Raw genomic sequence first — 24,884 nt, 5'->3', positions numbered from 1 at the left:
ACCCCGCGGCAACTGGCGATATCATGCACCGGTTCGCCATTATTCCTGGAAGGATGACTTTTATGTCCCCCGCACTGCCCACTTATGACGATGTCGTCCGCGCTAGCGAAACACTGGCCGGGGTTGCCCACCGGACGCCGGTGCTGACCTCGTCCACCGCCGATGCGCGCACCGGCGCCCAGGTGTTCTTCAAGTGCGAGAACTTCCAGCGCATGGGCGCCTTCAAGTTCCGGGGCGGCTACAACGCTATTGCCCGGCTGGCCCCGTCGCAGCGCGAAGCCGGGGTGGTGACGTTTTCGTCGGGCAACCATGCGCAGGCCATTGCGCTGGCCTCGCGCCTGCTGGGCGTGCGCGCCACCATCATCATGCCGCACGACGCGCCGGCGGCCAAGCGCGCCGCCACCGAAGGCTACGGCGGCCAGGTCGTCACCTACGACCGCTACACCGACGACCGCGAAGCCGTCGCGCGGCGCATCCAGGCCGAGACCGGCGCCACGCTGATCCCGCCGTATGACCACGGCGACGTGATCGCGGGGCAGGGCACCGCCGCCAAAGAACTGTTCGAAGAGGTCGGCCCGCTCGACGCCTTGTTCGTGTGCCTGGGCGGCGGCGGACTGCTGGCCGGCTCGGCCCTGTCGGCCCACGCCCTCAGCCCCGGCTGCGAGGTCTACGGCGTCGAGCCCGAGGCCGGCAACGACGGGCAGCAGTCGCTGCGCAAAGGCGAAATCGTGCGGATCCCCACCCCCAAGTCGCTGGCCGATGGCGCGGTCACCACGCACCTGGGGCAGCTGACGTTTCCCGTGATCCAGCAGCGCGTCAAAGACATTGTTACGGTCACCGACGCGCAGCTGGTCGACACCATGAAATTTTTCGCCGAACGCATGAAGATCGTGGTCGAGCCCACCGGCTGCCTGTCGACCGCCGCCGTGCTGCACCAGGCAGTCGCGGTGCCGGGCAAGCGGGTGGGCGTCATCATCAGCGGCGGCAACGTCGATCTGGCCCATTACGCGCATCTGCTGGCGGCTTGATCCGCGCCCTTGCGGCCGGCCCCGCCGCAAGGCAGAATGGCCTTACTGATGCCTTCCGGAAAGCGCGCAGCGCTTCGGCGGGCTTCGCTTCAGTACGGGGGCAGCGGCAATGCGTATCCTGCTGATCGGCGGTACCGGCTTTCTCGGCCGGCATGTGGCGGCGCGCCTGGCGGGCCGCGGCCATGTCCTTATCGTGCCCACGCGCCTTTACAGCCGCGGACGCGACCTGCAATTGCTGCCCACCCTTACCCTGGTCGAAGCCGACGTCCACGACGACACCGTGCTCGACCGCCTGTTGCCCGAATGCGATGCCGTCATCAACCTGGCGGGCATCCTGCACGGCGGGCGCGGCCAGCCCTATGGCGCCGGTTTTGCGCGCGTCCATGTCCAGCTGCCGCAGCGCATCGCCCAGGCCTGCCGCCGCCACGGCGTGCGGCGCCTGCTGCACGTCAGCGCCCTGGGGGCCGATGCCGCCGGGCCCAGCATGTACCTGCGTTCCAAGGGCGACGGCGAAGCCGCCCTGCACAAGGCCTATGCCGCGTGGCCCGAAGGCGCCTGCACCATCTTCCGGCCTTCGGTCGTGTTCGGGCCCGACGACCACCTTACCACCCTGTTTGCCCGCCTGGCGCGCTGGCTGCCTGTCATCCCGCTGGCCGGCGCCCAGGCGCGCATGCAGCCCATCAGCGTGGGCGACATCGCCATCGCGGTCGAAGCAGCGCTGCGCAACCCGCACACGGCCGGCCACACCTACGAACTTGGCGGACCGCAGGTGTACACCCTGGGCGACATCGTGCGCCTGTGCGCCGCCTGGAGCGGCCACCCGCGCTCCGTGCTGCCCATGCCCATGGGCATCGGGCGCCTGCAGGCCCTGTTCTTCGAATGCCTGCCCGGCGACCCGATCATCTCGCGCGACAACCTGGCCTCGCTTACCGTCGACAACGTCTGCTCGGGCCCCATGGCCCCCGAACTCGGCGTCGTCCCCACCAGCATGGAGGGGGTCGTGCCGGGCTACCTGAAAAGCGCTGCCGGGGTGTCGTTATAGGATGTCGGGTTTGTGATGTTCTTNCTCGCTTGCTCAACGCGGGTAAAAGCAAAATGGCCGCGCTGGGCGCGGCCATGCGAAAGCTCGCTCACTTATGCTTCGGCGTACTCAAGAGCCGCACTCCATATCGCTCTGATTACGCCTTAAGCCCTTGACCGCCAAGACGGTATCTGCGGAGCCAGACACCTGGCCACGCGCGGCGCTACACGCGTTCGAACACGGCCGCGATGCCCTGCCCGCCGCCGATGCACATGGTCACCAGCGCATAGCGCCCCTGCACGCGCTGCAGCTCGTACAGCGCCTTGACGGTGATGATGGCGCCGGTGGCGCCGATGGGGTGGCCCAGGCTGATGCCGCTGCCGTTGGGGTTGACCTTGGCCGGGTCGAAGCCCAGCTCGCGCGATACCGCGCAGGCCTGGGCGGCAAAGGCCTCGTTGGCCTCGATCACGTCCAGCTGGTCTACCGTCAGGCCGGCGCGCTTGAGCGCGGCCTGGGTGGCCGGCACCGGCCCGATGCCCATGATTTCGGGGTCGACGCCGGCGTGCGCGTACGCCACCAGGCGGGCCAGCGGCTTGACGCCGCGCCGCTCGGCCGCCGCGGCGCTCATCAGCACCACGGCGCCGGCGCCGTCGTTCAGGCCCGAGGCGTTGCCGGCGGTGACAGTGCCGTTTTCTTTCTTGAACACCGGCTTCAGCCCCGCCAGGCTGTCGGCCGTGACATCGCGACGCACATGTTCATCGGTGTCGAACGTGACTTCGCCCTTGCGCGTCTTCATGACGATGGGCACGATCTGCTCGCGGAAATGCCCGGCCTCGATGGCGGCCGCGGCGCGGCGGTGCGATTCGGCGGCCAGCGCGTCCTGGTCGGCGCGGCTGATGCCGAACTTGGCGGCCACGTTCTCGGCGGTAACGCCCATGTGCATGCGGCCGAACGGGTCCGACAGCGCGCCCGTCATCATGTCGAGCATCGCGGCGTCGCCCATGCGGGCGCCCCAGCGCTGCGCCGGGGCGATATACGGCGCGCGGCTCATGCTTTCGGCGCCGGCGCCCACGGCAATCTCGGTGTCGCCCAGCATGATGGTCTGCGCGGCCGACACAATGGCCTGCAATCCGGAACCGCACAGGCGGTTGACGTTGAACGCCGGCGTTTCCTTGGCGATGCCCGCGTTCATGGCGGCCACGCGCGACAGATACATATCGCGCGGCTCGGTGTTGATGACATGGCCCACGGCGACATGGCCCACTTCGGCGCCGGCCACGCCGGCGCGAGCCAGCGCTTCTTTGATGACCGCGGCCCCCAGGTCGATGGGCGGCACGTCTTTCAGGGCGCCGCCGAAATCACCGATGGCGGTGCGGGCGGCGGCGGTGACGACGACTTCATTCATGGTGTTTCTCCAGTCCGGCATGCCGGCACCATACCGGCAAGAATATCAACCATCATAACGCCCTGACGGCCCGCCGCCCGGCGGCCGGGTCAGCTCTTGCGGGCGGCGCGGCGCGCGGCGAAATCGGCCACGGCGCGGGCGTGCTCCGGCGTCTTGTGCGCCAGCGATTGATAGGCCGCCGACAGTTCCAGCAGGGTGTCCAGGCGGGTGTGCTGGCCTTCGCGCAGCAGGCGCTTGGTCAGCCGGACCGCATCGGGCGAGTTCGCGGCTATGCGCTGCGCCAGCGCGCGCGCCTGCGGCAGCAGTTCGCCGGCCGGCACCACGCGCGACACCAGCCCCCATTCCAGGGCCGTGGCCGCGTCGATGGCGTCGCCCGTGAACGACATTTCGGCCGCGCGCGCCATGCCGATCAGGCGCGGCAGGAACCAGGCGCCGCCATCGCCGGGCACGATGCCCAGCTTGACAAAGCTTTCGGCAAAGCTGGCCTGCTCGGCCGCGATGCGCAGATCGCACATACAGGCCAGGTCGCAGCCCGCTCCGATTGCCGGCCCGTTGACCGCGGCAATGGTCGGCACCTCCAGGGCATGGAAGGCCATGGGCAGGCGCTGGATGCCGTGCCGGTATTCCTGCCGCAGCGCGGTGCCGCCGACCTCGGGCCCGATCTGGCGCTGCATGTCGTTGATATTGCCGCCCGACGAAAACACGCGTCCGCTGGCCGTGACGATGACAACGCGCACCGTGGCATCGGCCTCGATGCGCGCGCAGGCCTGCAGCAAGGCATCGACCATGCCGCTGCCGGTCAGGGCGTTGCGGGTTTCGGGGTGGTCCAGCGTCAATACGACGACGCCGTCGTCGTCCTGTTCGTAGTGCAGTAAGTCGCTCATGCCCGCGGTGCCTCGCTACAGGGAAGAAGTGATCAGGTGCCCGGGCGCGGCGCGCGTGGCGCCCGAAAGCCCGGCCTGCCCCAGCGTATGCGCGCGGCCCGCCGCAAGTCCAATACTGTTTGGCGGCATGGCGATACCGCGGCGATATCACTGCCCGCCCGCGCCGGGCAGCGGCACCGGGCTGATACGAAAATCGTATGGACTGGCCAAAAAAAAATATTAGACAAGTCTCAGCGCCCAGGAGGATAGTCCATCGCAAAAGAGAAGGTACACGGAGACATGATCGATACCCTTGAGCTGACCGCCATTCCCGCCGAAGACGAGGCGCTGCGCGCCGAAATCCGCGAGTTCCTGGCCGGCTCCATGGCCGGCGTGCCGGCCGACCGGCGGGCGCGCTCATGGATGGGCTTCGATGCCGACTTCAGCCGCGCGCTGGCCGCGCGCGGCTGGCTGGGCATGACGCTGCCGCGAGAGTACGGCGGCGCCGCGCGCGGCCACTTCGCGCGCTTTGTGCTGTCCGAAGAATTGCTGTGCGCGGGGGCCCCGGTGTCCGCGCACTGGATCGCCGACCGGCAAAGCGCCCCGCTGATCCTCAAGTACGGCACCGACGCGCAGCGCCAGTTCTACCTGCCGCGCATCTGCCGCGCCGAAGCTTTTTTCTGCATCGGCATGAGCGAGCCGAACTCGGGCTCTGACCTGGCCAGCATCCGCACCCGCGCCGAGCCCCGCGACGGCGGCTGGCTGCTGAACGGCAGCAAGATCTGGACCACCAACGCCCATCGCTCGCAGTACATGATCGCGCTGGTGCGCACCTCGGGCACCGCCGCCGACCGGCACCAGGGGCTGTCGCAGATGATCATCGACCTGTCGCTGCCTGGCGTCACGGTGCGCCCCATCGAAGACCTGGCCGGCGACGCGCATTTTTCCGAGGTGTTTTTCGACAACGTCGCGCTCGACGCGCAGGCCCTGGTGGGCACCGAAGGCGACGGCTGGCAGCAGGTCAACGCCGAACTGGCATTCGAGCGCAGCGGGCCGGAACGCATTTATTCCAGCATGGCGCTGGTGGAATGCTGGCTGGCGCACTGCCGCGCCGCCGGCATCGACGACACGGCCACCGCCGACGCGCTGGGCGACATCCTGACCCAGCTGGCCGCGCTGCGCGCCATGTCGCTGGCCGTGGCCGGCCAATTGGCCCGCGGGCTCAGCCCCGCCACGGAAGCGGCGCTGGTCAAGGACCTGGGCACCGAGCTCGAACAACGCATTCCCGACCTGATCGCGCAAACGCTGGGCCGCCACCCCGGCAGCGCCGCCCCGCCGGAGCTGCTGCGCACGCTGGCTTATGTGGAACAGGTCAGCCCCACCTTCTCGCTGCGCGGCGGCACGCGCGAGATCCTGCGCGGCATCATCGCCCGCGGCCTGGGCCTCAGATGAGAAGGAACACGATGGACTCCCTGTTCGGCGATTCCGCCCACCGCCTGTTCGCGCAGGCCTACCCCACCGACGTGCTGCGCGCCGCCGAGCGCGGACAGGCGCCCGACACGGCCTGGCAGGCGGTGGAAGCATCCGGCTTTCTGGACGCGCTTTTGCCCGAAGCGGCCGGCGGGGCCGGCCTGCGCCTGGCCGACGTCGCGCCGCTGGCCCAGGCCGCCGGCTGGCACGGCGTGGGCGCGCCCGTCATCCAGACCATGCTGGCGCGCGCCTGGCTGCATGCCGCCGGCCATGCGCCGCGGCCCGGCCCGATCGCGCTGGCGCCCTGGACGGCGCCCGGCGCCGATGGCCTGCAAGCCCGCGCCGTCGGCGCCGCCCGCGCGGCGCAATGGGTACTGGCCGCCGGGCCGGATGCCGACGGCGCCCGCCTGTTGGCCGTGGCCGACGCGCAGGCCGTGCCGTCGGGCGGGCACGGCAGCCTGGACGCCGACCTGTGCTGGCCATCGGCCGTGGTGGCCGCCGCCGCGCCGCTGAACGTGCCCGATACCGCGCTGCAGGACCTGGCCGCCACCGCCTGCGCCGGGCTCATCGCGGGCGCACTGGAACGCATCCTGCAGCTGACCGTGGAATACGCCAGCCAGCGCACGCAATTCGGCAAGCCCATCGGCCGCTTCCAGGCCGTGCAGCAACAGATCAGCGTGCTGGCCGAACAGGTGTGGGCCGTGCGGGCGGCGGCCCAGCTGGCCTTCCAGAGCCAGGACTGGATGCCGCGGCCGCTGCTGGCGGCGCAAGGGAAGGCCCGCGCCAGCGCCGCCGTGGCCCGCTCCGCCGACATCGCCCATGCGGTGCACGGCGCCATCGGGATCACCGCCGAATATGAGCTGCAATGCTATACGCGCCGGCTGCGCGAATGGCGCCACGCGGCCGGCGGCGAACAATACTGGAACGCCCGCATCGGCCGCCACGCGCTGGCGGCGCGCGAGCTGTCGGCGCTCGATTACGTGCGCACCTGCCTCTACGCGGTGGCCGAATGAGCCCGCACGGCCGCCCGAAGGGCGCATCCTCCCCCGGGGAGGCAGTCGCGCAGCGACAGGAGGGTCGTCCAGCGAGCGCGCCCGGCCATTCCCGTCCGCTGCCGCTGGCCGGCGTGCGCGTGCTCGACCTGAGCCGCGTGCTGGCCGGACCCTGGTGCACCCAGACCCTGGCCGACCTGGGCGCCGATGTCTGGAAGATCGAGGCGCCCGGGCGCGGCGATGACACGCGCAGCTGGACGCCTCCCGACGTAGGCGGCGAGTCGACCTACTTCATGTGCACCAACCGCAGCAAGCGTTCGCTGGCGGTCGACCTGCGCCATCCCGAAGGCCGCACCCTGGTGCGGCGCCTGGCGGCGCAGGCCGACGTGCTGGTGGAAAACTACCGGCTGGGCGCGCTGGCCAGGTTCGGGCTCGACTACGACACCCTGTCGCAGGCGCATCCCGGGCTGATCTACTGCTCGATCTCCGGCTACGGCCGCACCGGTCCGCGGGCGGCCGAGCCCGGCTACGATTTCGTGATCCAGGCCGAAAGCGGGCTGATGTCGATTACCGGCGAACCCGGCGGCGCGCCCATGAAGCTGGGCGTGGCCATCACCGACCTGGTCACCGGCATGAACGCCACACAGGCCATCCTGGCGGCCCTGCTGGCGCGCCAGCAAAGCGGCAAGGGGCAGCTGATCGACCTGGCGCTGCTCGACAGCGCGGTGAATGTACTGGCCAACGTGGGCGCCGGCTACCTGGCGGCCGGGCATGTGCCGCAGCGCTTCGGCAACGGGCACCCCACGGTGGTGCCCTACCAGATCTTCGCCACCGCCGACGGCGCCTTTGCGCTGGGCGTGGGCAACGACACGCAGTTCGCCGCGCTGTGCACCGCGCTGGGCCAGCCGCAATGGGCGCAAGACGAGCGCTACCGCACCAACCGGGCGCGCTCGCTGAACCGCGCCACCCTGGTGCCCGAACTGCAGCGCATTCTGCTGACGCAGTCCAGCGAGCACTGGCTGGCGTGCATCCGCGCCGCCGGCATCCCGGCCGGCCCGGTGCGCACCGTGCCGCAGGCGCTGGACGCGCCCGAGATCGCCGCGCGCGGCCTGCTGGCCGACACGGCCGATGCCGTGCACGGCACGCTGCGCCTGATGCGCTCGCCCCTGCACCTGCGCGGCACGCCGCCGCGCGAACCGGCCGCGCCGCCGCGCCTGGGCGAACATACCGACGAAGTGCTGGCGCAGGTGCTGGGCGCCAGCGCCGCCGACATCCAGGGCTGGCGCGATGCCGGCGCCGTGGCCTGAGGCGCGCCATGAACCAGGCCGTCATCCTCGATGCGCACGGCGGGCCGGAAGTCCTGCGGATGGGCGACAGCCGCCTGCCCGCGCCGGCGGCGGGCGAGGTGACGGTGGCGCATCGCGCCGTGGGCATCAATTTCATCGATCTGTACTATCGCAGCGGCCGGTACCCGCACGCCCTGCCCCACGGCCTGGGCTTTGAAGGCGCGGGCGTCATCGAAGCCGTGGGCAGCGGCGTGGCCGGGCTGCGCCCGGGCGACCGCGTCGCCTACGCCACCGGACCGCTGGGCGCCTATGCGCAGGCTCGCAACCTGCCCGCCAGCCACATCATCAAGCTGCCGCCCGACATCGGTTTCGACGCGGCCATGGCCATCCTGTACAAAGGCCTGACCGTGCAATACCTGTTTCGCCAGGCGTACCGCCTGCAGGCCGGCGAAACCGTGCTGTTCCACGCGGCGGCCAGCGGCGTGGGGCTGATCGCCTGCCAGTGGGCGCGCCTGCTCGGCGTGCAGCTGATCGGCACGGTCAGCGACAGCGCGCGCGGCGCCCTGGCGCGCGAGCATGGCGCCTGGCGCACCATCGACACCCGCCACGAAGACGTGGCGGCGCGGGTCATGGCGCTGACCGGCGGCGCCGGCGTGGCGGCCGTCTACGACGGCGTGGGCCGCGACACCTGGACAGACTCATTGAACAGCCTGCGTCCGCGCGGGCTGCTGGTCAGCTTCGGCGACGCTTCCGGGCCGGTTACCGGCATGGCGCTGGCGGCGCTGCAAAAGCAATCGCTGTACCTGACCAGCACCAGCCTGGCGGCCTACATGAATACGCCGGCGCGCCTGCTGGCGGCGGCATCCGAGCTGTTCAGGCACATGCGCGCCAAGGCCCTGCATGCGCACATCCCGCGCCACTACCCGCTGGCGCAGGCGGCGCGCGCCCACGCGGCGCTGGAAAAGCGCAGCATCGCCGCCGCCGTCCTCATTCCCAGCTAACCCCGGATCCGGAGCACTCCATGTCGAACGCCGTACGCATCACCGCCCTGCACACCCGGCTGGCCAGAATTCCGCTGCCGCGCCCGCTGAAGACTTCGATCCACGAAATCGCCGATGTCTGCTGCCTGCTGGTCTCGCTGGAAACCGATGCCGGCGTCACCGGCGAAGGTTATGGCTTCTGCTTCAACGCGGAACGGCTCGGGGCCATCGCGCAGTTCACGCAATCGCTCGCGCCCCTGGTGGTCGGCCGCGACCCGCACGACGTCGAGGCGCTGTGGGCCGATTTCCTGCGCGGCTGCAATTTCTATGGCCAGAGCGGGGTATCGATCCTGGCCTACAACCCCATCGACATCGCCTGCTGGGACATCGTCGGCAAGCTGGCCGGACGGCCGCTGTACAAGCTGTTCGGCGCGCACCGCGACCGCGTGCCGGTGTACGCCAGCGCCGGCCTGTGGCTGTCGTCCAGCCGCGACGAACTGCGCGACGAAGCGCGCCAGTTCCTGGCCCAGGGCTTCAAGGCCATGAAAATGCGGCTGGGCTCGCCCGACTGGAAGGAAGACATCGCGCGGGTGGAGGCGGTGCGCGATGCCATCGGCGACCAGGTCACCCTGATGGCCGACGCCAACCAGGGCCTGGACCTGACCCGCGCCCTGCGGCTGGGCCGCGAGCTGGCCCGCTTCGACCTGGCCTGGTTCGAAGAGCCGGTGCCCACCTGGGACGACGACAGCGCCGCCGAGATCGTGCGCCAGCTGCCCATGCCCATCGCCAGCGGCGAAACCGAATACACCCGCTACGGCATCCGCCGCATGGCGCGCGAGCGCGCGGCCGGCGTCTTCATGCCCGACCTGCAGCGCATGGGCGGCTATACCGAAATGCTCAAGGCGGTGCGCTACCTGGCCGCGCACGACCTGCCGGTGGCGCCCCACATTTTCACCGAACACAGCCTGCACATCGTGGCGGCGGCCGGCAACGCCACCTGGGCCGAGCACATGCCCTGGTTCGAGCCGCTGTTCCACGAACGCATGGAAGTCGAGGCCGATGGCTGCATCGCGGCGCCCGGCCGCCCCGGCACCGGCTTCACGTTCGACTGGCAATGCATCGACCCCTACCTGATTTCGCCACGCACTGCCGGCGGCAACTGAGCGTGGACAGGCGCGCCCGCCGTGGGCGCGCACATTGCCGCAAAACGCCACTCATCGAAGTGGGTAGAACATACGGAGACGAGCATGATCAAGAAACTCGCAGCACCGCTTTTCTGCCTGTCCGCCCTGGCGGCGGGCGTCCTGCCGGCCCACGCGGCCGACGCGCAGGGCGAGCCGATCCGCATCGGCTGGCTGTCCTCGCTGACCGGCCCGCTGTCATCGGCGGCCATCGCCGAGAACCAGGGCGTGCAGTTCGCCGTGGAAGAAATCAACAAGGCCGGAGGCATCAACGGGCGCAAGCTCGAGTTGCTGACGCGCGACACGGCAGGCGACCCCACCAAGGCGGTCAACTACGCCAAGCAGCTTGCCTATGAAGACAAGGTGGCCTACGTGATCGGGCCGGTGAACTCGGGCGAGTCGCTGGCCACGGTGCCCATCCTGGCCCGGGCCGGCATTCCCAACCTGATCATCGGCACGGTCGACACGCTGACCAACCCGAAGAAATACCCGCTGGCCTTCCGGGTGATCAACACCAACGAGCAATGGATCAGCTCGGCCAACAAATACGCGCTGGAGACCCTCAAGCGCAAGAAGGTCGCCGTGATCGGCGACACCACCGGCTATGGCGCCTCGTCGGCCAAGCGCGCCGCCGCCCTGCTGGAAGAAGCCGGCATCAAGCCGGTGTATTCCGTGCTGATCGACCCCAACAAGACCAGCGTCACCGACGAGATCCAGAAAGCGCGCGACGCCGGTGCGGATGTGATCATGCCATGGTCGGCCGCCACCGGCCTGCTGGCCCGCATCCTGAATGCGCGCGGCAACCTGCAGTGGGACGTGCCCGTGGTGGGCCACCCCGCGCTCATGGGGCTGCCGATCCGCGACCTGCTGAACAAGCCTGACTACTGGAACAACACCTATGCCGCGGGCTATGCCAGCACCACCTACGACGCCAGCGGCAAGCTGCCCGAACGCACCCAGGCGCTGATGGACGCGATCCGGCCCAAGCTGGGCGGCAAGATCGACTTCACGTTCTGGTGGGTGGCGCTAGGCTACGACACGGTCAAGATCATCGAGCACGCCGTCAAGCAGACCGGCGGCACCGATGCGCAGGCCTTCCGCAAGACGCTGGAAAGCACCAAGAACATGCCCGGCGTGTATGCCGACTACACCTGGACGCCGGACGACCACAACGGCTTTCCGGATTCGGCCATGGTGCTGAACCGCGCCAATACGTTCAAGGACGGCAGCTTCCAGCTCGCCCCCCAATGACACGGCACACACCACAGGAGTCTTCTCCATGCTGACCGTCCTCGTGACCGGCCTGGCGATCGGCGCGCTGTACGCGGCCGCCGCGCTGGCCTACAACGTGATGTATTCCACCTCGAAGGTGCTCAGCATCACCACGGGCCACCTGTTCATGCTGAGCAGCATCGTCGGCGCCTGGCTGATCGGCGATCTGGGCCTGCCCATCATCGTCGGGCTGGCCGGCGCGGTGGCGGCCGCCGTGGTGTTCGGCCTGGTCACCGAGGCCGTGGCGATCCGCCGCATCCTGGCGCGCTCGGACGAGCACCTGTGGCTGCTCAGCACCCTGGCCCTGGCCACCATCGTGCAGCAGGCGGTGGGGCTGTGGTGGGGCACCGAGCCGCGCGCCTTCCCGCGCCTGATCCCGCAGGACTTCACCGCCGGTGTCTGGGACCAGAAATACTGGCTGCCGATCGGCTGCGTGGCGCTGCTGGCCCTGGGGCTGGACCTGTTCTACCGGCGCACGCTGTTCGGCAAGGTATTCCTGGCCGTGGCCGAAGACGCCTACGCCGCCCGCGCGCGCGGCATTTCCACCGAGCGCGTGCGCGCGTTCTCGTACGGCCTGGCGGGCCTGCTGGGCGGGCTGGTGGGCTTCGCCGCCGGCCAGCTCACCTTTGCCTTCTTCGCCCTGGGCCTGACGCTGACGCTGTACGGCTTCATCGCGCTGGCCGCGGGCGGGCTGGGCAGCAATGCCGGCGCCATCGTGGGCGGGCTGACCCTGGGGCTGCTCAGCACCTTCGCCACCTATTTCTTCGGCGGCGAATACCAGCAGACCATCGCGGTCGGCTTGCTGATGGCCTTTCTCCTGATCAAGCCCGAGGGCTTGTTCGGCAACAAGCAGGTGCGCCAAGTATGAAAACCGAACGCAAAATCCACTGGCCCCTGGCCATCGGCGTGGTGGTGCTGGCCACCCTGCCCTTCTGGGCCGGCAACCCTTACCAGCTGCACGTGGCCACCCTGATAGGCACGTACTGGATCCTGATCGCCAGCCTCAACCTGGTGGTCGGCTACACCGGGCTGCTGTCCATCGGGCACGTCGGCCTGCTGGCCATCGGCGCCTATACCTTCGCCATTCTTACCGGCAACTACGAAACCAGCCCGTGGGTGGCCATGGCGGCCGCGGCGGTGCTTTGCGGCGCCTGCGGCTTCCTGCTGGGCCTGCCTTCGCTGCGGCTGCCGGGCTTTTACTTCGCCATGGCCACCATGGCCTTCGCGCTGATGGTGACCGAGTTCTCGCTGGCCAGCGACGGGCTCACAGGCGGCGGCACCGGCCTGAGCGTGGCGCCCTTCAACGCGCCGTTCGACAGCCCCGCCGGCCTGTACTGGCTGGTGGCGGCGGTGGCCGGCATCGTCAGCTGGCTGGTGTGGAACCTGGCTCGCTACTCGTGGGGCCGCGCCATGATCGCCCTGCGCGACAGCACGGTCACCGCCGCGGCCACCGGGGTCCCGGTGTTCCGCGTGAAGCTGGCGGTCTTCACGTTCAGCGGCGTGACGGCCGGCATCGCGGGCGCGCTGTTCGCCTCGCTGCAAAGCTACATCACGCCCGAGACCTTCGTCTTCGAACTCAGCCTGTTCTTCTTCGTGTGCATCGTGATCGGCGGACGCGGCGTCATCATGGGCCCGTTCGTGGGCACCATCGTGCTGGCCGCGCTGCCCGAACTGGTCGCGCCGCTGGCGCGCTGGGGCCAGCTGTTCTACGGGGTGCTGCTGTTGCTGGTGGTGCTGCTGGTGCCCGAAGGCATCGGCAGCATCGTGCGCGTGCTGCGCGACAAGTTCGCGCCGCGCCAGCCCGAAAAGCACGTGGTCGCGCCCGACCTGCCCCGGCTGGCGGCAGCCATACGCGGAGGGCGCCAGTCATGACCCAGCTCTGCGCAAACGGCGTCACCAAGCGCTTCGGCGGCATCACCGCGGTCGACGACGTAACCCTGACACTTGGCGAAGCGGAAATCCACGGCCTCATCGGCCCCAACGGCAGCGGCAAGACCACACTGCTGAACCTGCTGTCCGGCTACTACCCCATCGATGGCGGCACCCTGACGCTGGGCGACACCCCCATCACCCAGGCGTCGGTACAGAAGCGCGCCCTGCAGGGCATTGCGCGCACGTTCCAGAAGCCGCGCCTGCTGGGCAGCCTGAGCGCCTGGCAGAACGTCATGCTGGGCAGCTGGAAGCACAGCAACGCCGGCTTCATGCCCACCGCGTTGGCGTTGCCCGGCATGCGCCGGCGCGAGCGCCAGGCGCGCGACCTGGCCTATGAAATGCTGTGCGGCGTGGGCCTGGAACGCGTGGCGGAACGGCCGGCCAGCATGCTGGACCATGCCGAGCAGCGCTTCCTGGAAATCGCCCGCGCGCTGGCCATGCGGCCGCGCTTCATCCTGCTGGACGAACCGGCCGGCGGGCTGACCGAGCACGAGATCGAGCAGTTGGCCAGCATCGTGGCCACGCTGCGCGAGGCCGGGCTGGGCGTGCTGATCGTGGAGCACCACACCGACTTCGTGTTCCGCTTGTGCGATCGCGTCACCACCCTGAACCTGGGCCGCATGATCGCGCACGGCACGCCGCGCGAAGTCCGCGACAACGCCGAAGTGATTCGCGTCTACCTGGGAGCCTGACCATGCAGAACCCTCAACGTACTCATGGCTCGGCCCCGGTGCTGCTGCAAGTGTCGGGCCTGCAGGTGGCCTACGGCAAGGCCCAGGTGGTGCACGGCGTCGACCTGCGCGTGCACCAGGGCGAGTTCGTGGTCATGCTGGGCCGCAACGGCGCCGGCAAGACTTCGATGCTGCACGCGCTGGCCGGCCTCATCCCCAAGCGCGGCGGCCAGGTGTCTTTCAAGGGCCGCGACATCACGGCGGCCGACGCGCGCGCCACAGTGCGGGCCGGCATCAACGTCGTGCTCGAAGGGCATCGCGTCTTCACCGGCCTGACAGTCGAAGACAACCTGCTGCTGGGCACTTACGCCACGCATCGCCACGGCGACCGCGCGCGGCTGCCGCGCATTTACGACCTGTTCCCCGAGCTGGCGGAAAAGCGCCTGCAGCCGGCCTCGCGGCTGAGCGGCGGGCAGCAGCAGATCCTGGCCGTGGCCCAGGGCGTGATCGCCGACCCCGCGCTGCTGATCCTGGACGAGCCGTCCGGCGGGCTGGCCCCCATGGTGGTGGACCGCATCCTCACGGTGGCCAAGGACCTGACCCGCGGCGGCATGGCCGTGCTGCTGGTCGAACAGCTGGTCAAGGAAGCCCTGCGCTTCGCCGACTACTGCTACCTGGTCGAAACCGGCCACATCGGCGGCGAAGGCACGCCCGCCGAGGTGCAAGCCGGCGAGCTGATCCAGCGCATCTACCTGGGCGGCGGGCAGACGCCGCCCGCCCATTCCGGAGCCGCATCATGAAAATCACCGCCATCGAGCCGATCGTGGTCTCGATCCCGTACCGCCACGACGGGCCGCCCACCGGATTCGGCGGCACCGTATGGTCGAAGCTGAATTACCTGCTGGTCAAGGTCAGCACCGACGACGGCCTGGTCGGCTGGGGCGAGGCGTTCGGCTACAACGCGATTCCCGCCACCCTGGCCGCGCTGGAGCAGATCGTCAGCCCGCTGGCCATCGGCCGCGACGCGGGCGACATCGCCCAGCTGATGGAAGACCTGAAGCGGCCGCTGCATATTTTCGGCCGCAACGGCCCGGTAATGTACGCGCTGTCCGGGCTCGACATCGCCCTGTGGGACCTGGCCGGCAAGCGCGCCGGCATGCCGGTGTGCCAGCTGCTCGGCGCGGGTTCGCGCCGCTCGGTCACGGCGTACACCAGCCTGATGCGGCTGCACGAGCCCGCCACCGTGGCCACCGCCTGCGAGCGCGCGCTGGAGCGCGGCTTTCGCCGGCTGAAGCTGCACGAAGTCACCGTGCCCGCGGTGGCGGCGGCCCGCCAGGCGCTGGGCGGCGATGTCGACCTGATGCTGGACGTGAACTGCGCCTGGCCCGCCGACGAGGCGCTGCGCATGGCGCGCCAGTTGGAGCCGTACGGGCTGAAATGGCTGGAAGAGCCGGTCTGGCCGCCCGAAGACGTGGCCGGCCTGGCGCGCCTGCACCGCGAAGCGCGCGTGCCCCTGGCCGCCGGCGAGAACGTCGGCAACGCATGGGCGTTCCAGCCGCTGGCCGATTCGGGCGCGCTGGATTACTTCCAGCCCAGCATCACCAAGGTCGGCGGCATCACCGAATTCCGCGCCGTGGCCGAACTGGCGCGGCGCCACGGCCGCGCGGTGGCGCCGCATTCGCCCTATTTCGGCCCCGGCCTGCTGGCCACCTTGCAGATGGCGGGCGTGTATTCCCACATCGGCGGCATCGAGATCTTCGGCGTACAGCTCGAGTCGGGCCTGTTCGGCGCCGCCGGCCTGCCCGGCCCGGACGGCGAGGTCGCCATTCCGCAAGGCCCGGGGCTGGGCTGCGACCCCGACCCCGGCATCATCGCGCGCTATCGCATCTGAAGCCCGGCGCGGGTTGCTATGATGCCCGCATCCGCCCCACCGGGCGGGCCGCCGGCCCGCCCCCACCAGGAACCGCCATGCCCATACTGAATATCCAGATCATGCAAGGCCACAGCGCCGCCCAGAAAACCAGCCTGCTCAAGAATTGTTCGCAGGCCGTCGTCGACAGCATCGCCGCGCCCCTGCATTCGGTGCGCATCGTGCTGGACGAAGCCGCGCCCGAGCATGTGATCGTGGCCGGCGAAATCGGCAAGCCCATGGCCCTGGTGCTGGCGCGCCTGATCGTGGGCCGCAGCGACGAGAAAAAAGCCGCGCTGATCGCCGCCCTGAACCAGGCCGTGCAGGAAAGCATCGGGATCTCGGGACAAGACGTGCGGGTCATCATCAGCGATGTGCCCAAGACCGACATGGGCGTGGCGGGCGGCGTCACCGCGCAGGCCGCGGGACGATAGACCCACCCCCGAAGCGCTGCGCGCTCCCCCCTCAAGGGGGCGACGCTGGCGGACCGGCAAAGCCGGCTCCGCGGCGTCCCCGATTCAGCGGCACCCGTTTTATCCTGGGCGAGCTGAAGCATTGACACGTGGAAAAGATCAAGGCTTGAACGCCTGGGTCGACACGTCCAGGAAATTGCGCACGGCCGCGCTCTCGGCCGACGGCTTCCACGCCAGCGATATGCCGATGGATGCGCTGGCCGGAAAATCCGTCAGCTTCTTGTAGATGACGTGCCGGCTGTTGAAGCGGCGCGACACCGACGGCACCAGCGCCACGCCGAAACCGGCCTCGACCAGGCTCAGCACGGTCTGCACCTGGATCGCTTCCTGCGTCACCCTGGGCATGAAGCCGCGCAGCTGGCAGGCGTGGATGGCCGCGGTGCGCAGCCCCGGCGCGTCCACGCCCGAATACAGGATGAAGCCTTCATCCGACAGGTCTTTCAGCCGGATCGTGGCGCGCTGCGCCAGCGGATTGCTCTTGGGCACCGCCAGCACGAAGGTCTCGGTGAACAGCGTCGCCAGGCGCGTGTTCGAGCCGATGGCCACCGGCACGCGCACCACGCCGATATCGAAGGCCTCTTCTTCGATGCCCTGCATGATGCGGATCGAGATCGCCTCGCGCAGTTCCAGTTCCACGCCGGGGTACAGCGCATGAAAGCGCGGCAGGATGCGCGGCAGCACTTCGTGCGTGGCCGACCCCACGAAGCCGATGCGCAAGGTGCCCAGGTCGCCGGTCGAGGCCGCGCGCGCGGCCTGGCGGAACTGCGCGGCATGGAATAGCGCGCGCCGCGCTTCGGCCAGCGCCGCTTCGCCGCTTTCGGTCAATTTCACGCCGTCTTTGCCGCGCGTGAACAGCGTCACGCCCACTTCGGCCTCGAGCTTGCGTATCGACACCGACAGCGGCGGCTGCGCCATGTGCAGTTTCTCGGCGGCGCGTCGAAAGTTCAGCGTTTCGGCCAGCGTCAGGAACTGCTGGAAATGCTTGAAGTCCATGGTCTCCTCGGGCCGGTGATACCGGCAGAGTATCGATTTTTCGAAAAATAATATTGGAATAGTTGGTCCACGCGCAATATTCTGCCTTGTCGGCGGCGCTGCGCGCCGCCCCCAGAAAAACATCGGAGACCCGCATGACCCTCACTCCCGCGCCGCGCGCCGGCGGGCAATTGCTTGCCGGCGCCCTGGCGGTCAATGGCGCCGACACTGTCTTCTGCGTGCCCGGCGAAAGCTACCTGGCCGTGCTCGACGGCCTGTACGAACATCGCGGCCGCGTGCGCGTGATCACCTGCCGGCACGAGGCCGCCGCCGCCAATATGGCCGAGGCGTACGGCAAGCTGACCGGGCGCCCCGGCATCTGCTTCGTCACGCGCGGCCCCGGCGCCACGCATGGCAGCACCGGAGTGCACACCGCCCGCCAGGACTCCACGCCGATGATCATGTTCGTCGGCCAGGTGGGCCGCGACGCCGCGCAGCGCGAAACCTTCCAGGAAGTGGACTATCGGCAGATGTTCGGCGGCCTGGCCAAGGGCGTGATCCAGATCGAAGACGCGCGGCGCGTGCCCGAACTGGTGGGCTATGCCTTCCAGCTGGCCGTGGCGGGCCGGCCTGGCCCGGTCGTAGTGGCACTGCCGGAAGACATGCTGGCCGATGTGGCGCAGGCGGCCGATTCGCCGCCCTGGCAGCCGGTGCAGGCGGCCCCCGATGCCGGCCAGATGCAGCGGCTGGCCGCCCTGCTCGAGCGCGCCGAGCGGCCGCTGATGATCGTGGGCGGCAGCGGCTGGACCGAGCAGGCCGCCCAGGACATCGCCGGCTTCGCGCAGGCCCATGGCATGCCGGTAGCCTGCGCGTTCCGGCGCCAGGACATCGTCGACAACAGCCATCCCTGCTATGCGGGCGACCTGAGCCTGGCGCCCAGCCCGGCCCTGGCGCAGCGCGTGCGCGACAGCGACTTCCTGCTGGTGGTCGGCACGCGGCTGGGCGAGGCGTCCACCCAGGGCTACGCGCTGATCGCCAACCCCGACCCGGGCAAGCCCATGGTGCACGTGCTGGCGGGCGCCGAAGAACTCGGCCGCGTGTACCGGCCGGCGCTGGCCATCAATGCCGGGCCGGCCGCGTTCGCGGCGGCCGCCCTGCGGCTGCCCGCCCCGCCCGCCCCCGCCCGGGCCGGCTGGGTGCGGCAGGCGCACGCCGACTACCAGCAATGGCAAACCGTGACCGAGGTGCCCGGCAAGGTCAATATGGGCCACATCGTGCGCCATGTGCGCGAGTGCGTGGCCGATGACGCCATCATCACCAACGGCGCCGGCAACTATGCCATCTGGGTGCATCGCTATTATTCCTACCGCCGCCGCGGCACGCAGCTGGCGCCCACCTGCGGCGCCATGGGCTACGGCGTGCCGGCGGCCATCGCCGCGCAGCTGGTGCACCCCGAGCGCCAGGTGGTCTGCTTCGCCGGCGACGGCTGCTTTTTGATGAGCGGGCAAGAGCTGGCCACCGTGGCGCGTTACGCGCTGCCCATCGTCTTCATCGTGGTCAACAACGGCATGTACGGCACCATCCGCATGCACCAGGAAAAAACCTATCCGGCGCGCGTCATCGGCACCGAGCTCACCAATCCGGATTTCGCCGGCTATGCGCGCGCATTCGGCTTGCACGGCGTCACCGTGACCGACACGGCGCAGTTCGCGCCGGCCTTCGACGCCGCGCTGCGCGAACGGCGCGCCACGCTGATCGAGATCCAGGTCGATCCGCAGGCCATCACGCCGGCCGCCACGCTGGACCAGCTGCGGCGCCAGGCAGCGCCGGCCGCCGCTGCGCAATAGCGGAAGACCCGCATGGACCTCGGCATTGCAGGACGCTGGGCCGTCGTTTGCGGCGCCAGCAAGGGGCTGGGCCACGCCTGCGCGCTGGCGCTGGCGCGCGAAGGCGTCCACCTGGTGATGGCCGCCCGCACGCGCGCCGACCTCGACGCAAGCGCAGCGCACATCCGCGCACAAACCGGCGTGCAGGTCATCGCGGTGCCGGCCGACGTCACCACCGAATCAGGGCGCGCGCGGGCGCTCGGCGCGGCGCCGCAAATCGACATCCTGGTCACCAACGCGGGCGGGCCGCCGCCGGGCGACTTCCGCGGCCTGGCGCGCGCGGACTGGCTGGCCGCTCTCGAGGCCAACATGCTGACCCCGATAGAAATGATCCGCCACGCAGTGGGGCCCATGATCGAGCGCGGCTTCGGGCGCATCGTCAACATCACGTCGTCGGCCGCCAAGGCGCCGGTCGACATCCTGTGCCTGTCCAACGGCGCGCGCGCCGGCCTGTCCGGTTTCGCGGGCGGCGCGGCGCGCCAGATCGCGCGCCACAACGTCACGCTGAACAACCTGCTGCCCGGCAAGTTCGACACCGGCCGGCTGCGCAGCAACAACGCCGCGCGCGCCCGGCGTTCGGGCCTGCCGCTGCAGGAAGAAATCGCGCTCCAGACCCGGGCCATTCCGGCCGGCCGCTACGGCGACCCGGATGAGTTCGGCGCGGCCTGCGCGTTCTTGTGCAGCGCCCATGCCGGCTACATCACCGGGCAGAACATCCTGATCGACGGCGGCGCGTACCCGGGCCTGTTCTAGTATCCGGCAGGCCTGCGCCCGCTATTGCCGGGGGATGCCGGCGCGCTCGGCCGCCGCCGCCCACTTGCGGATCTCGGCGCGCTGGAACTCGCCCAGCTCACCGGGCCCGGCCGGAAACGCTTCCCAGCTGGTGCGGGCCAGGAAGGCCTCGGCGTCGGCGGTCTGGTAAATGCCCACCAGCGTGCGCGACAGCTTGTCGATCACGGCCGCCGGCGTATGGGCCGGCGCAAAGGCCGCGGTCCAGTTCACCATGTAATAGCCGTCGAAACCCGACTCCTGCAGCGTGGGCACGTCGGGCGCGCTGCGCAGGCGCTCATGCCCGGTCACGGCCAGCAGCCGCATCTTGCCTGCCTGCACGAACGGAATCGCGGCGCCGTAATCGGCGAACACCAGATCCACCTGCCCGCCGGCCAGATCGGCCAGCGCGGGCGCCGCCCCCTTGTACGGCACATGCGTGGCCTTGATGCCGGCCATCGACAGGAACAGCTCGGTGGCGATCTGGTACGACGCGCTGCCGCTGCCATAGTTCAGCTTGCCGGGTTCGCGGCGCGCCGCCGCCACCAGATCGGACACGGTCCGGTAGGGCGAATCGGCCCGCACGGCCAGAGCCATGGCGCCGAACCCCAGCCGGGCAACCGGCGCGAAATCCCGCACCGGGTCATAAGGCAATTGCTTGAACATGGCGGCGTTGGTGGCCACGGGCGAGTTGCTGGCCAGCAGCAGCGTATAGCCATCGGGCTCGGCCGCCGCCGCGGCCTGCGCCGCGATGAAGCTGTTGCCGCCCGGCCGGTTTTCCACCGACACCGGCACGCCCAGCCGGGCCTCCATCTGCTGCGCGACATAGCGCGCGTTGCTGTCGGTGCCGCTGCCCGGCGGAAACGACACGATCAGGCGGATGGGCTTGTCGGGATAGGCGGCCTGCGCGGCCGGCAGCAGCAGGGCCGCGCACAGCAGCGCGCCCAGCCGGAGCAATCGGTGCATGGATGTCTCCTGGAATCGTTGGCGCGCACCGCCGTGCGCACCGCGCCAGGGTAGGCAGGCCGCGGCGGCCCGTCTAATACTGATTGATTAGCTCGCCATATTGATTCGCTATCGGGTCGCCCCCCGACAGCATCACGTCCCGCAGCTTCAGGGCCGGCGCGCAGGAAGTGTCGCGATGCGCCACCAGCGACAGGGCCAGCGCGCCGCGCGCATCGGCATCGGCCAGGTCCACGAAGGCGACATGGGGCGTGGAATACGCCCGCGTCACGCCCGGCACCAGCGCCACGCCCAGGCCGCTGGCCACCAGGCTGACCAGGGTCTGCACCTGGATGGCTTCCTGGCTGATGCGCGGCGAAAAGCCGGCCTTGCGGCACAGCGCCTGGGCCACGCCATGCAGCCCCGGCACCTTGTCGGGCGCATACATCACGAACGGCTCGGACCGCACCGCCTGCAGCGACACCGGCCCGCCGGCCAGCGGATGGGCCGCCGGCAGCGCCAGGATCAGGCTGTCGCGCTCGACCACCCAGGCCGACAGCGAAGGGTCTTCGGCCAGCGGGCCGCGCACCAGCCCCGCATCCAGCTCATTGGCCCGCAGCATTTCGGCCAGACGCACGGTGCTGTCCTCGCGCAATTCCAGTTCCACGTCGGGATAGCGATGCCGGAAAGCCGGCAGGCAGCGCGGCAGCAGCATGTAGGTGGCCGAGCCCACGAACCCCAGCCGCAGCCGGCCCAGTTCGCCCAGCGCGACGCGGCGGGCCGACTGGCGCGCCTGGTCGGCATGGAACAGCGCCCGCCGGGCGTCTTCCATCAGCGCCGCGCCGGCCGGCGTCAGCGACACGCCCTTGGCGCCGCGCTCCAGCAGCAAGACCCCCACGGCGTGCTCCAGCTTCTGTATGGACACCGACAGCGCGGGCTGGGCGATGTGCAGGGCCTCGGCGGCGCGCCGGTAGCTGCCCAGCTCGGCGATGGTGACGAATTGGCGCAGCTGGCGCAGATCGATAGCCATAACGAATTCCATATCACGCTATATGAACGCCATATTAGACGCTTATGCACCGGATGATTAGCATCTGCCCATGACCCCATCCACCACCCTCGAAGGCAGCGCGCTGGCCGGCGTGCGTGTCCTGGACCTGACCTCGATCGTGTTCGGCCCCTATGCGTCGCAGATCCTGGCCGACTACGGCGCCGATGTCATCAAGATCGAACCGCCCGAAGGCGATTCCACGCGCCGCACTGGCCCCCAGCAGGAACCCGGCCTGGCGGCCATTTTCCTGGGCATCAACCGCAACAAGCGCAGCCTGGTGCTCGACCTGAAACAGGACGCCGCGCGCGACGCCCTGCTTACGCTGGTGGACGGCGCCGACGTGCTGATGCACAGCATGCGCCCCGCCAAAATGGCGCGGCTGGGCCTCGACCCCCGGACCCTGTGCGCGCGCAATCCGCGCCTGGTCTATGCCGGCCTGTACGGCTTCGGCGAAGGCGGCGCCTACGCCGGCCAGCCCGCCTACGACGACATCGTGCAGGGGCTGAGCGGCGTGGCCGACATGACGCGGCGCCAGGGCGGCACGGCGCGCTACCTGCCCACCATCGCCGCCGACAAGACCTGCGGCCTGGTGGCGGCGCACGCCATCCTGGCCGCGCTGTTCCAGCGTGAACGCACCGGCCTGGGGCAGCAGCTGGAAGTGCCCATGTTCGAATCGATGGCCTCGTACCTGCTGGTGGAACACTTCTATGGACGCCATTTGCAGGACGCGCCGGGGCCGGCGGGCTACCCGCGCGTGCTGGCGCCATGGCGCCGTCCCTACCAGACGGCCGACGGCCTGCTGTGCATGATGCCGTACACCGACGCCCACTGGCGGCGCTTCTTCACCGAGACCGGCCATGCCGGCCTGGCCGCCGACGCGCGCTTTGCCGACATCGGGGCGCGCACGCGCCACATCGATGCCCTGTACGAACAGGTCGGCGGCATCGTGGCGGGCCACGGCACCGCGCACTGGCTGGCGCTGTGCCAGCGCCTGGAAATTCCCGCCGCGCCGGTCAACCGCCTGGAAGACCTGGAGCAGGACCCGCACCTGAGCAGCGTGGATTTCTTCGTGCCGCTGCAAAGCGCGGCCGGCCACCGCTATTGCTTCACGCGCAACCCGGTGCGGCTGCAGCGTTCGCACGTCGCGCCGGCCATGCCGCCGCGGCTGGGCGAGCACACGCGCCAGGTGCTGCGCCAGGCCGGGCTGGACCCCGCCCACATCGAGCGCCTGCTGGCCAGCGGCGCCGCCCTCGACCACGCCAACCCGCCTTCTTCTTCCAAGGACACACCATGACCGAGCAAGACCACGCCCCGCTGCTGGGCCAGGGCTATTACTGGCAAGACCTGCGGGTCGGCCAGCGCTTTCGCACCTTCCGGCGCACCGTCACCGAGACCGACATCGTCAACTTCATCAGCGTCACCGGCATGCTGGAGACCATCTTCATCGACGCCACCTACGAGCACGGCGCCATCCGCGGACGCCCCGCGCCGGGCGCGCTGACTTACGGGCTGATCGAGGGCCTGCTGATGCAGGGCATGGTGCAGGGCACCGGCCTGGCGCTGCTGGAAGTGCACAAGAAGATGCTGGCGCCGGTGGTGGCGGGCGACACCGTCTGGGCCGAGGTCGAAGTCACCGGCATCCGCCCCACCTCGAAACACAACCGCGCCGTCGTCGATTCGTCGATCGAGGTGCGCAACCAGCACGGCAAGGCCGTCATGTCGTACACCGCCACGCGCATGCTGGCGGGCCGGCCCGGCTGAACGCACGGCACAGGCAAGCCCCGAATTAACAACAAAAGGAGACAACATGAAAACCAGCCTGAAAATACTGGCCACGCTGGCGGCCGCCGGCTGCACGGCCATGGCCCTGCCCGCGCACGCCGCCTGGCCCGAACGCCCGGTCACGGTGGTAGTGCCCTTCCCGCCCGGCGGCCCCACCGACCTGGTCGCGCGCGTGCTGGCCAAGCAGCTGGCCGATCAGACCGGCCAGGCCTTCGTGGTCGAGAACAAGGGCGGCGCCAACGGCAACATCGGCATGCAATATGCCGCGTCGGCCAAGCCCGACGGCTACACCGTGCTGTACAACACCTCGTCCATCGCGCTCAGCCCCAATCTGTATCGCGACCTGTCGTTCGACCCGGTGAAAGACTTCGCAGCCGTGTCGTCCACCGCGGTGATCCCGCTGGTGCTGCTGACCCATCCCTCGGTGCCGGCCGGCAATGTGCGCGAGTTCGTGGACTATGCCCGCGCGCACCCCGGCAAGCTGTCGTACGGCTCGGCGGGCGCCGGCAACGTCACCCACCTGGGCGCCCTGCTGTTCCTGCGCTCGGTCGGTGTAGAAGCCGTGCACGTGCCCTATCGCGGCAGCGCGCCGGCCATGACCGACCTGGTCGGCGGCCAGGTGCAGTTCATGACCAACACCCTGAACGACTCACTGGGCTTCGTGCGCGAAGGCAAGCTGAAGGCGCTGGCGGTCAGCAGCAAGACGCGCAGCCCGCAGCTGCCCGACACGCCCACCCTGGCCGAAACCGTGGCGCCCGATTTCGAGATGGGCGCGTGGCAGGGCATGGTGGTGCCCGCCGGCACGCCGCAGGAAGTCATCGACGCGCTCAATGCGCAGATCCGCAAGGCCCTGCAGTCGCCAGCCGTGCTCAAGCAGCTGGCGGCCCAGGGCGCGCAGCCCCTGGGGGCTACGCCTGGGGAATACGGCGACTACATCCGCGCCGAAATCGCCCGCTGGCACGACGTGGTGCAGGCCGCCAACGTGCGGCTCGACTGAGCC

24 protein-coding genes and 1 pseudogene are annotated in these 24,884 nt (G+C 69.8%); 20 read left to right on the top strand and 5 right to left on the bottom strand.

The window, feature by feature from the left end:
• Positions 1-62: 62 nt before the first annotated feature.
• From J2P76_RS11145 to J2P76_RS11135, 3 genes and pseudogenes are all read left to right on the top strand, one after another.
• Positions 63-1,028, top strand: coding sequence for a threo-3-hydroxy-L-aspartate ammonia-lyase (locus J2P76_RS11145; protein WP_207407292.1), 966 nt, complete (start codon positions 63-65; stop codon positions 1,026-1,028).
• 109 nt (positions 1,029-1,137) lie between these two features.
• Positions 1,138-2,070, top strand: a complete 933-nt coding sequence (locus tag J2P76_RS11140) for a complex I NDUFA9 subunit family protein (RefSeq protein WP_207407290.1) — start codon at positions 1,138-1,140, stop codon at positions 2,068-2,070.
• A gap of 26 nt (positions 2,071-2,096) precedes the next feature.
• Positions 2,097-2,225: pseudogene (locus J2P76_RS11135) on the top strand (IS110 family transposase); the annotation flags it as partial.
• A 47-nt stretch (positions 2,226-2,272) separates the two neighbouring features.
• Here the strand turns inward: J2P76_RS11135 and bktB are convergent.
• Both bktB and J2P76_RS11125 read right to left on the bottom strand, forming a co-directional pair.
• Positions 2,273-3,454 carry a beta-ketothiolase BktB gene (gene bktB / locus J2P76_RS11130; RefSeq protein ID WP_207407288.1) on the bottom strand — a complete coding sequence of 394 codons (1,182 nt, stop codon included), beginning with the start codon at positions 3,452-3,454 and terminating at the stop codon, positions 2,273-2,275.
• Positions 3,455-3,543: 89 nt separating this feature from the next.
• Positions 3,544-4,338, bottom strand: coding sequence for a crotonase/enoyl-CoA hydratase family protein (locus J2P76_RS11125; protein WP_207407286.1), 795 nt, complete (start codon positions 4,336-4,338; stop codon positions 3,544-3,546).
• 279 nt (positions 4,339-4,617) lie between these two features.
• Between J2P76_RS11125 and J2P76_RS11120 the strand changes: the two genes are divergently transcribed.
• The 12 genes from J2P76_RS11120 (at position 4,618) to J2P76_RS11065 (ending at position 16,444) form a co-directional block, all read left to right on the top strand.
• Complete coding sequence (locus tag J2P76_RS11120; protein WP_207407284.1) at positions 4,618-5,769, top strand: acyl-CoA dehydrogenase family protein; 1,152 nt, start codon at positions 4,618-4,620, stop codon at positions 5,767-5,769.
• Positions 5,770-5,780: 11 nt separating this feature from the next.
• Positions 5,781-6,800, top strand: coding sequence for an acyl-CoA dehydrogenase family protein (locus tag J2P76_RS11115; RefSeq protein WP_207407282.1), 1,020 nt, complete (start codon positions 5,781-5,783; stop codon positions 6,798-6,800).
• Positions 6,797-8,086: a CaiB/BaiF CoA transferase family protein gene (locus J2P76_RS11110; RefSeq protein ID WP_431603391.1), complete on the top strand. Its 1,290-nt coding sequence runs from the start codon at positions 6,797-6,799 to the stop codon at positions 8,084-8,086. Before J2P76_RS11115 ends, J2P76_RS11110 begins: the two co-directional genes overlap by 4 nt.
• Before the next feature lie 8 nt (positions 8,087-8,094).
• The gene (locus J2P76_RS11105) at positions 8,095-9,066 is read left to right on the top strand and encodes a quinone oxidoreductase family protein (RefSeq protein ID WP_207407281.1); all 972 of its coding nucleotides are present in this window, start codon (positions 8,095-8,097) and stop codon (positions 9,064-9,066) included.
• 20 nt (positions 9,067-9,086) lie between these two features.
• Positions 9,087-10,208 carry a mandelate racemase/muconate lactonizing enzyme family protein gene (locus J2P76_RS11100; RefSeq protein WP_207407279.1) on the top strand — a complete coding sequence of 374 codons (1,122 nt, stop codon included), beginning with the start codon at positions 9,087-9,089 and terminating at the stop codon, positions 10,206-10,208.
• Between the two features lie 84 nt (positions 10,209-10,292).
• Positions 10,293-11,477, top strand: a complete 1,185-nt coding sequence (locus tag J2P76_RS11095) for an ABC transporter substrate-binding protein (RefSeq protein WP_207407277.1) — start codon at positions 10,293-10,295, stop codon at positions 11,475-11,477.
• A gap of 28 nt (positions 11,478-11,505) precedes the next feature.
• Positions 11,506-12,366 (top strand): branched-chain amino acid ABC transporter permease, encoded by an 861-nt coding sequence (locus J2P76_RS11090; RefSeq protein WP_207407275.1) that lies wholly within the window; start codon positions 11,506-11,508, stop codon positions 12,364-12,366.
• Positions 12,363-13,370 (top strand): branched-chain amino acid ABC transporter permease, encoded by a 1,008-nt coding sequence (locus tag J2P76_RS11085; protein WP_207407273.1) that lies wholly within the window; start codon positions 12,363-12,365, stop codon positions 13,368-13,370. The genes J2P76_RS11090 and J2P76_RS11085 overlap by 4 nt, the downstream gene beginning before the upstream one ends.
• On the top strand, positions 13,367-14,122 hold the full coding sequence (locus J2P76_RS11080) for an ABC transporter ATP-binding protein (RefSeq protein WP_207407266.1): 756 nt from the start codon (positions 13,367-13,369) through the stop codon (positions 14,120-14,122). The genes J2P76_RS11085 and J2P76_RS11080 overlap by 4 nt, the downstream gene beginning before the upstream one ends.
• 2 nt (positions 14,123-14,124) lie before the next feature.
• Complete coding sequence (locus J2P76_RS11075) at positions 14,125-14,901, top strand: ABC transporter ATP-binding protein (RefSeq protein WP_207407264.1); 777 nt, start codon at positions 14,125-14,127, stop codon at positions 14,899-14,901.
• Positions 14,898-15,992 (top strand): mandelate racemase/muconate lactonizing enzyme family protein, encoded by a 1,095-nt coding sequence (locus tag J2P76_RS11070; protein WP_207407262.1) that lies wholly within the window; start codon positions 14,898-14,900, stop codon positions 15,990-15,992. Before J2P76_RS11075 ends, J2P76_RS11070 begins: the two co-directional genes overlap by 4 nt.
• A 77-nt stretch (positions 15,993-16,069) precedes the next feature.
• Complete coding sequence (locus J2P76_RS11065) at positions 16,070-16,444, top strand: tautomerase family protein (RefSeq protein WP_207407260.1); 375 nt, start codon at positions 16,070-16,072, stop codon at positions 16,442-16,444.
• Between the two features lie 138 nt (positions 16,445-16,582).
• Here the strand turns inward: J2P76_RS11065 and J2P76_RS11060 are convergent, their stop codons facing one another.
• Positions 16,583-17,476: a LysR family transcriptional regulator gene (locus tag J2P76_RS11060; protein ID WP_207407258.1), complete on the bottom strand. Its 894-nt coding sequence runs from the start codon at positions 17,474-17,476 to the stop codon at positions 16,583-16,585.
• A 134-nt stretch (positions 17,477-17,610) separates the two neighbouring features.
• Here J2P76_RS11060 and J2P76_RS11055 point away from each other — a divergent pair, with 134 nt between their 5' ends.
• Together J2P76_RS11055 and J2P76_RS11050 are read left to right on the top strand one after the other, a co-directional pair.
• Positions 17,611-19,302, top strand: coding sequence for a thiamine pyrophosphate-binding protein (locus tag J2P76_RS11055; RefSeq protein ID WP_207407256.1), 1,692 nt, complete (start codon positions 17,611-17,613; stop codon positions 19,300-19,302).
• 12 nt (positions 19,303-19,314) lie between these two features.
• The gene (locus J2P76_RS11050; RefSeq protein ID WP_207407254.1) at positions 19,315-20,094 is read left to right on the top strand and encodes an SDR family oxidoreductase; all 780 of its coding nucleotides are present in this window, start codon (positions 19,315-19,317) and stop codon (positions 20,092-20,094) included.
• 21 nt (positions 20,095-20,115) lie between these two features.
• Here the strand turns inward: J2P76_RS11050 and J2P76_RS11045 are convergent, their stop codons facing one another.
• Together J2P76_RS11045 and J2P76_RS11040 are read right to left on the bottom strand one after the other, a co-directional pair.
• Complete coding sequence (locus J2P76_RS11045) at positions 20,116-21,075, bottom strand: Bug family tripartite tricarboxylate transporter substrate binding protein (protein ID WP_207407252.1); 960 nt, start codon at positions 21,073-21,075, stop codon at positions 20,116-20,118.
• 73 nt (positions 21,076-21,148) lie between these two features.
• Complete coding sequence (locus J2P76_RS11040; protein WP_242697350.1) at positions 21,149-22,081, bottom strand: LysR family transcriptional regulator; 933 nt, start codon at positions 22,079-22,081, stop codon at positions 21,149-21,151.
• Positions 22,082-22,151: 70 nt separating this feature from the next.
• On the opposite strand from J2P76_RS11040, the gene J2P76_RS11035 reads away from it, so the two are divergent.
• Genes J2P76_RS11035 through J2P76_RS11025 form a run of 3 tightly spaced genes read left to right on the top strand, consistent with a single transcriptional unit; the run spans position 22,152 to position 24,881 of the window.
• Positions 22,152-23,396 carry a CaiB/BaiF CoA transferase family protein gene (locus J2P76_RS11035; protein WP_207407248.1) on the top strand — a complete coding sequence of 415 codons (1,245 nt, stop codon included), beginning with the start codon at positions 22,152-22,154 and terminating at the stop codon, positions 23,394-23,396.
• The gene (locus tag J2P76_RS11030) at positions 23,393-23,863 is read left to right on the top strand and encodes a MaoC family dehydratase (protein ID WP_207407246.1); all 471 of its coding nucleotides are present in this window, start codon (positions 23,393-23,395) and stop codon (positions 23,861-23,863) included. The genes J2P76_RS11035 and J2P76_RS11030 overlap by 4 nt, the downstream gene beginning before the upstream one ends.
• A 46-nt stretch (positions 23,864-23,909) precedes the next feature.
• Positions 23,910-24,881 carry a Bug family tripartite tricarboxylate transporter substrate binding protein gene (locus tag J2P76_RS11025; protein ID WP_207407244.1) on the top strand — a complete coding sequence of 324 codons (972 nt, stop codon included), beginning with the start codon at positions 23,910-23,912 and terminating at the stop codon, positions 24,879-24,881.
• Positions 24,882-24,884: the final 3 nt, after the last annotated feature.

This window comes from Bordetella petrii (genome assembly GCF_017356245.1).
Lineage (GTDB): Bacteria > Pseudomonadota > Gammaproteobacteria > Burkholderiales > Burkholderiaceae_B > Bordetella_A > Bordetella_A petrii_D.
The sequence above is the reverse complement of the archived record's forward strand: the minus strand, read 5'-3'. Positions and strand labels throughout refer to the sequence as shown.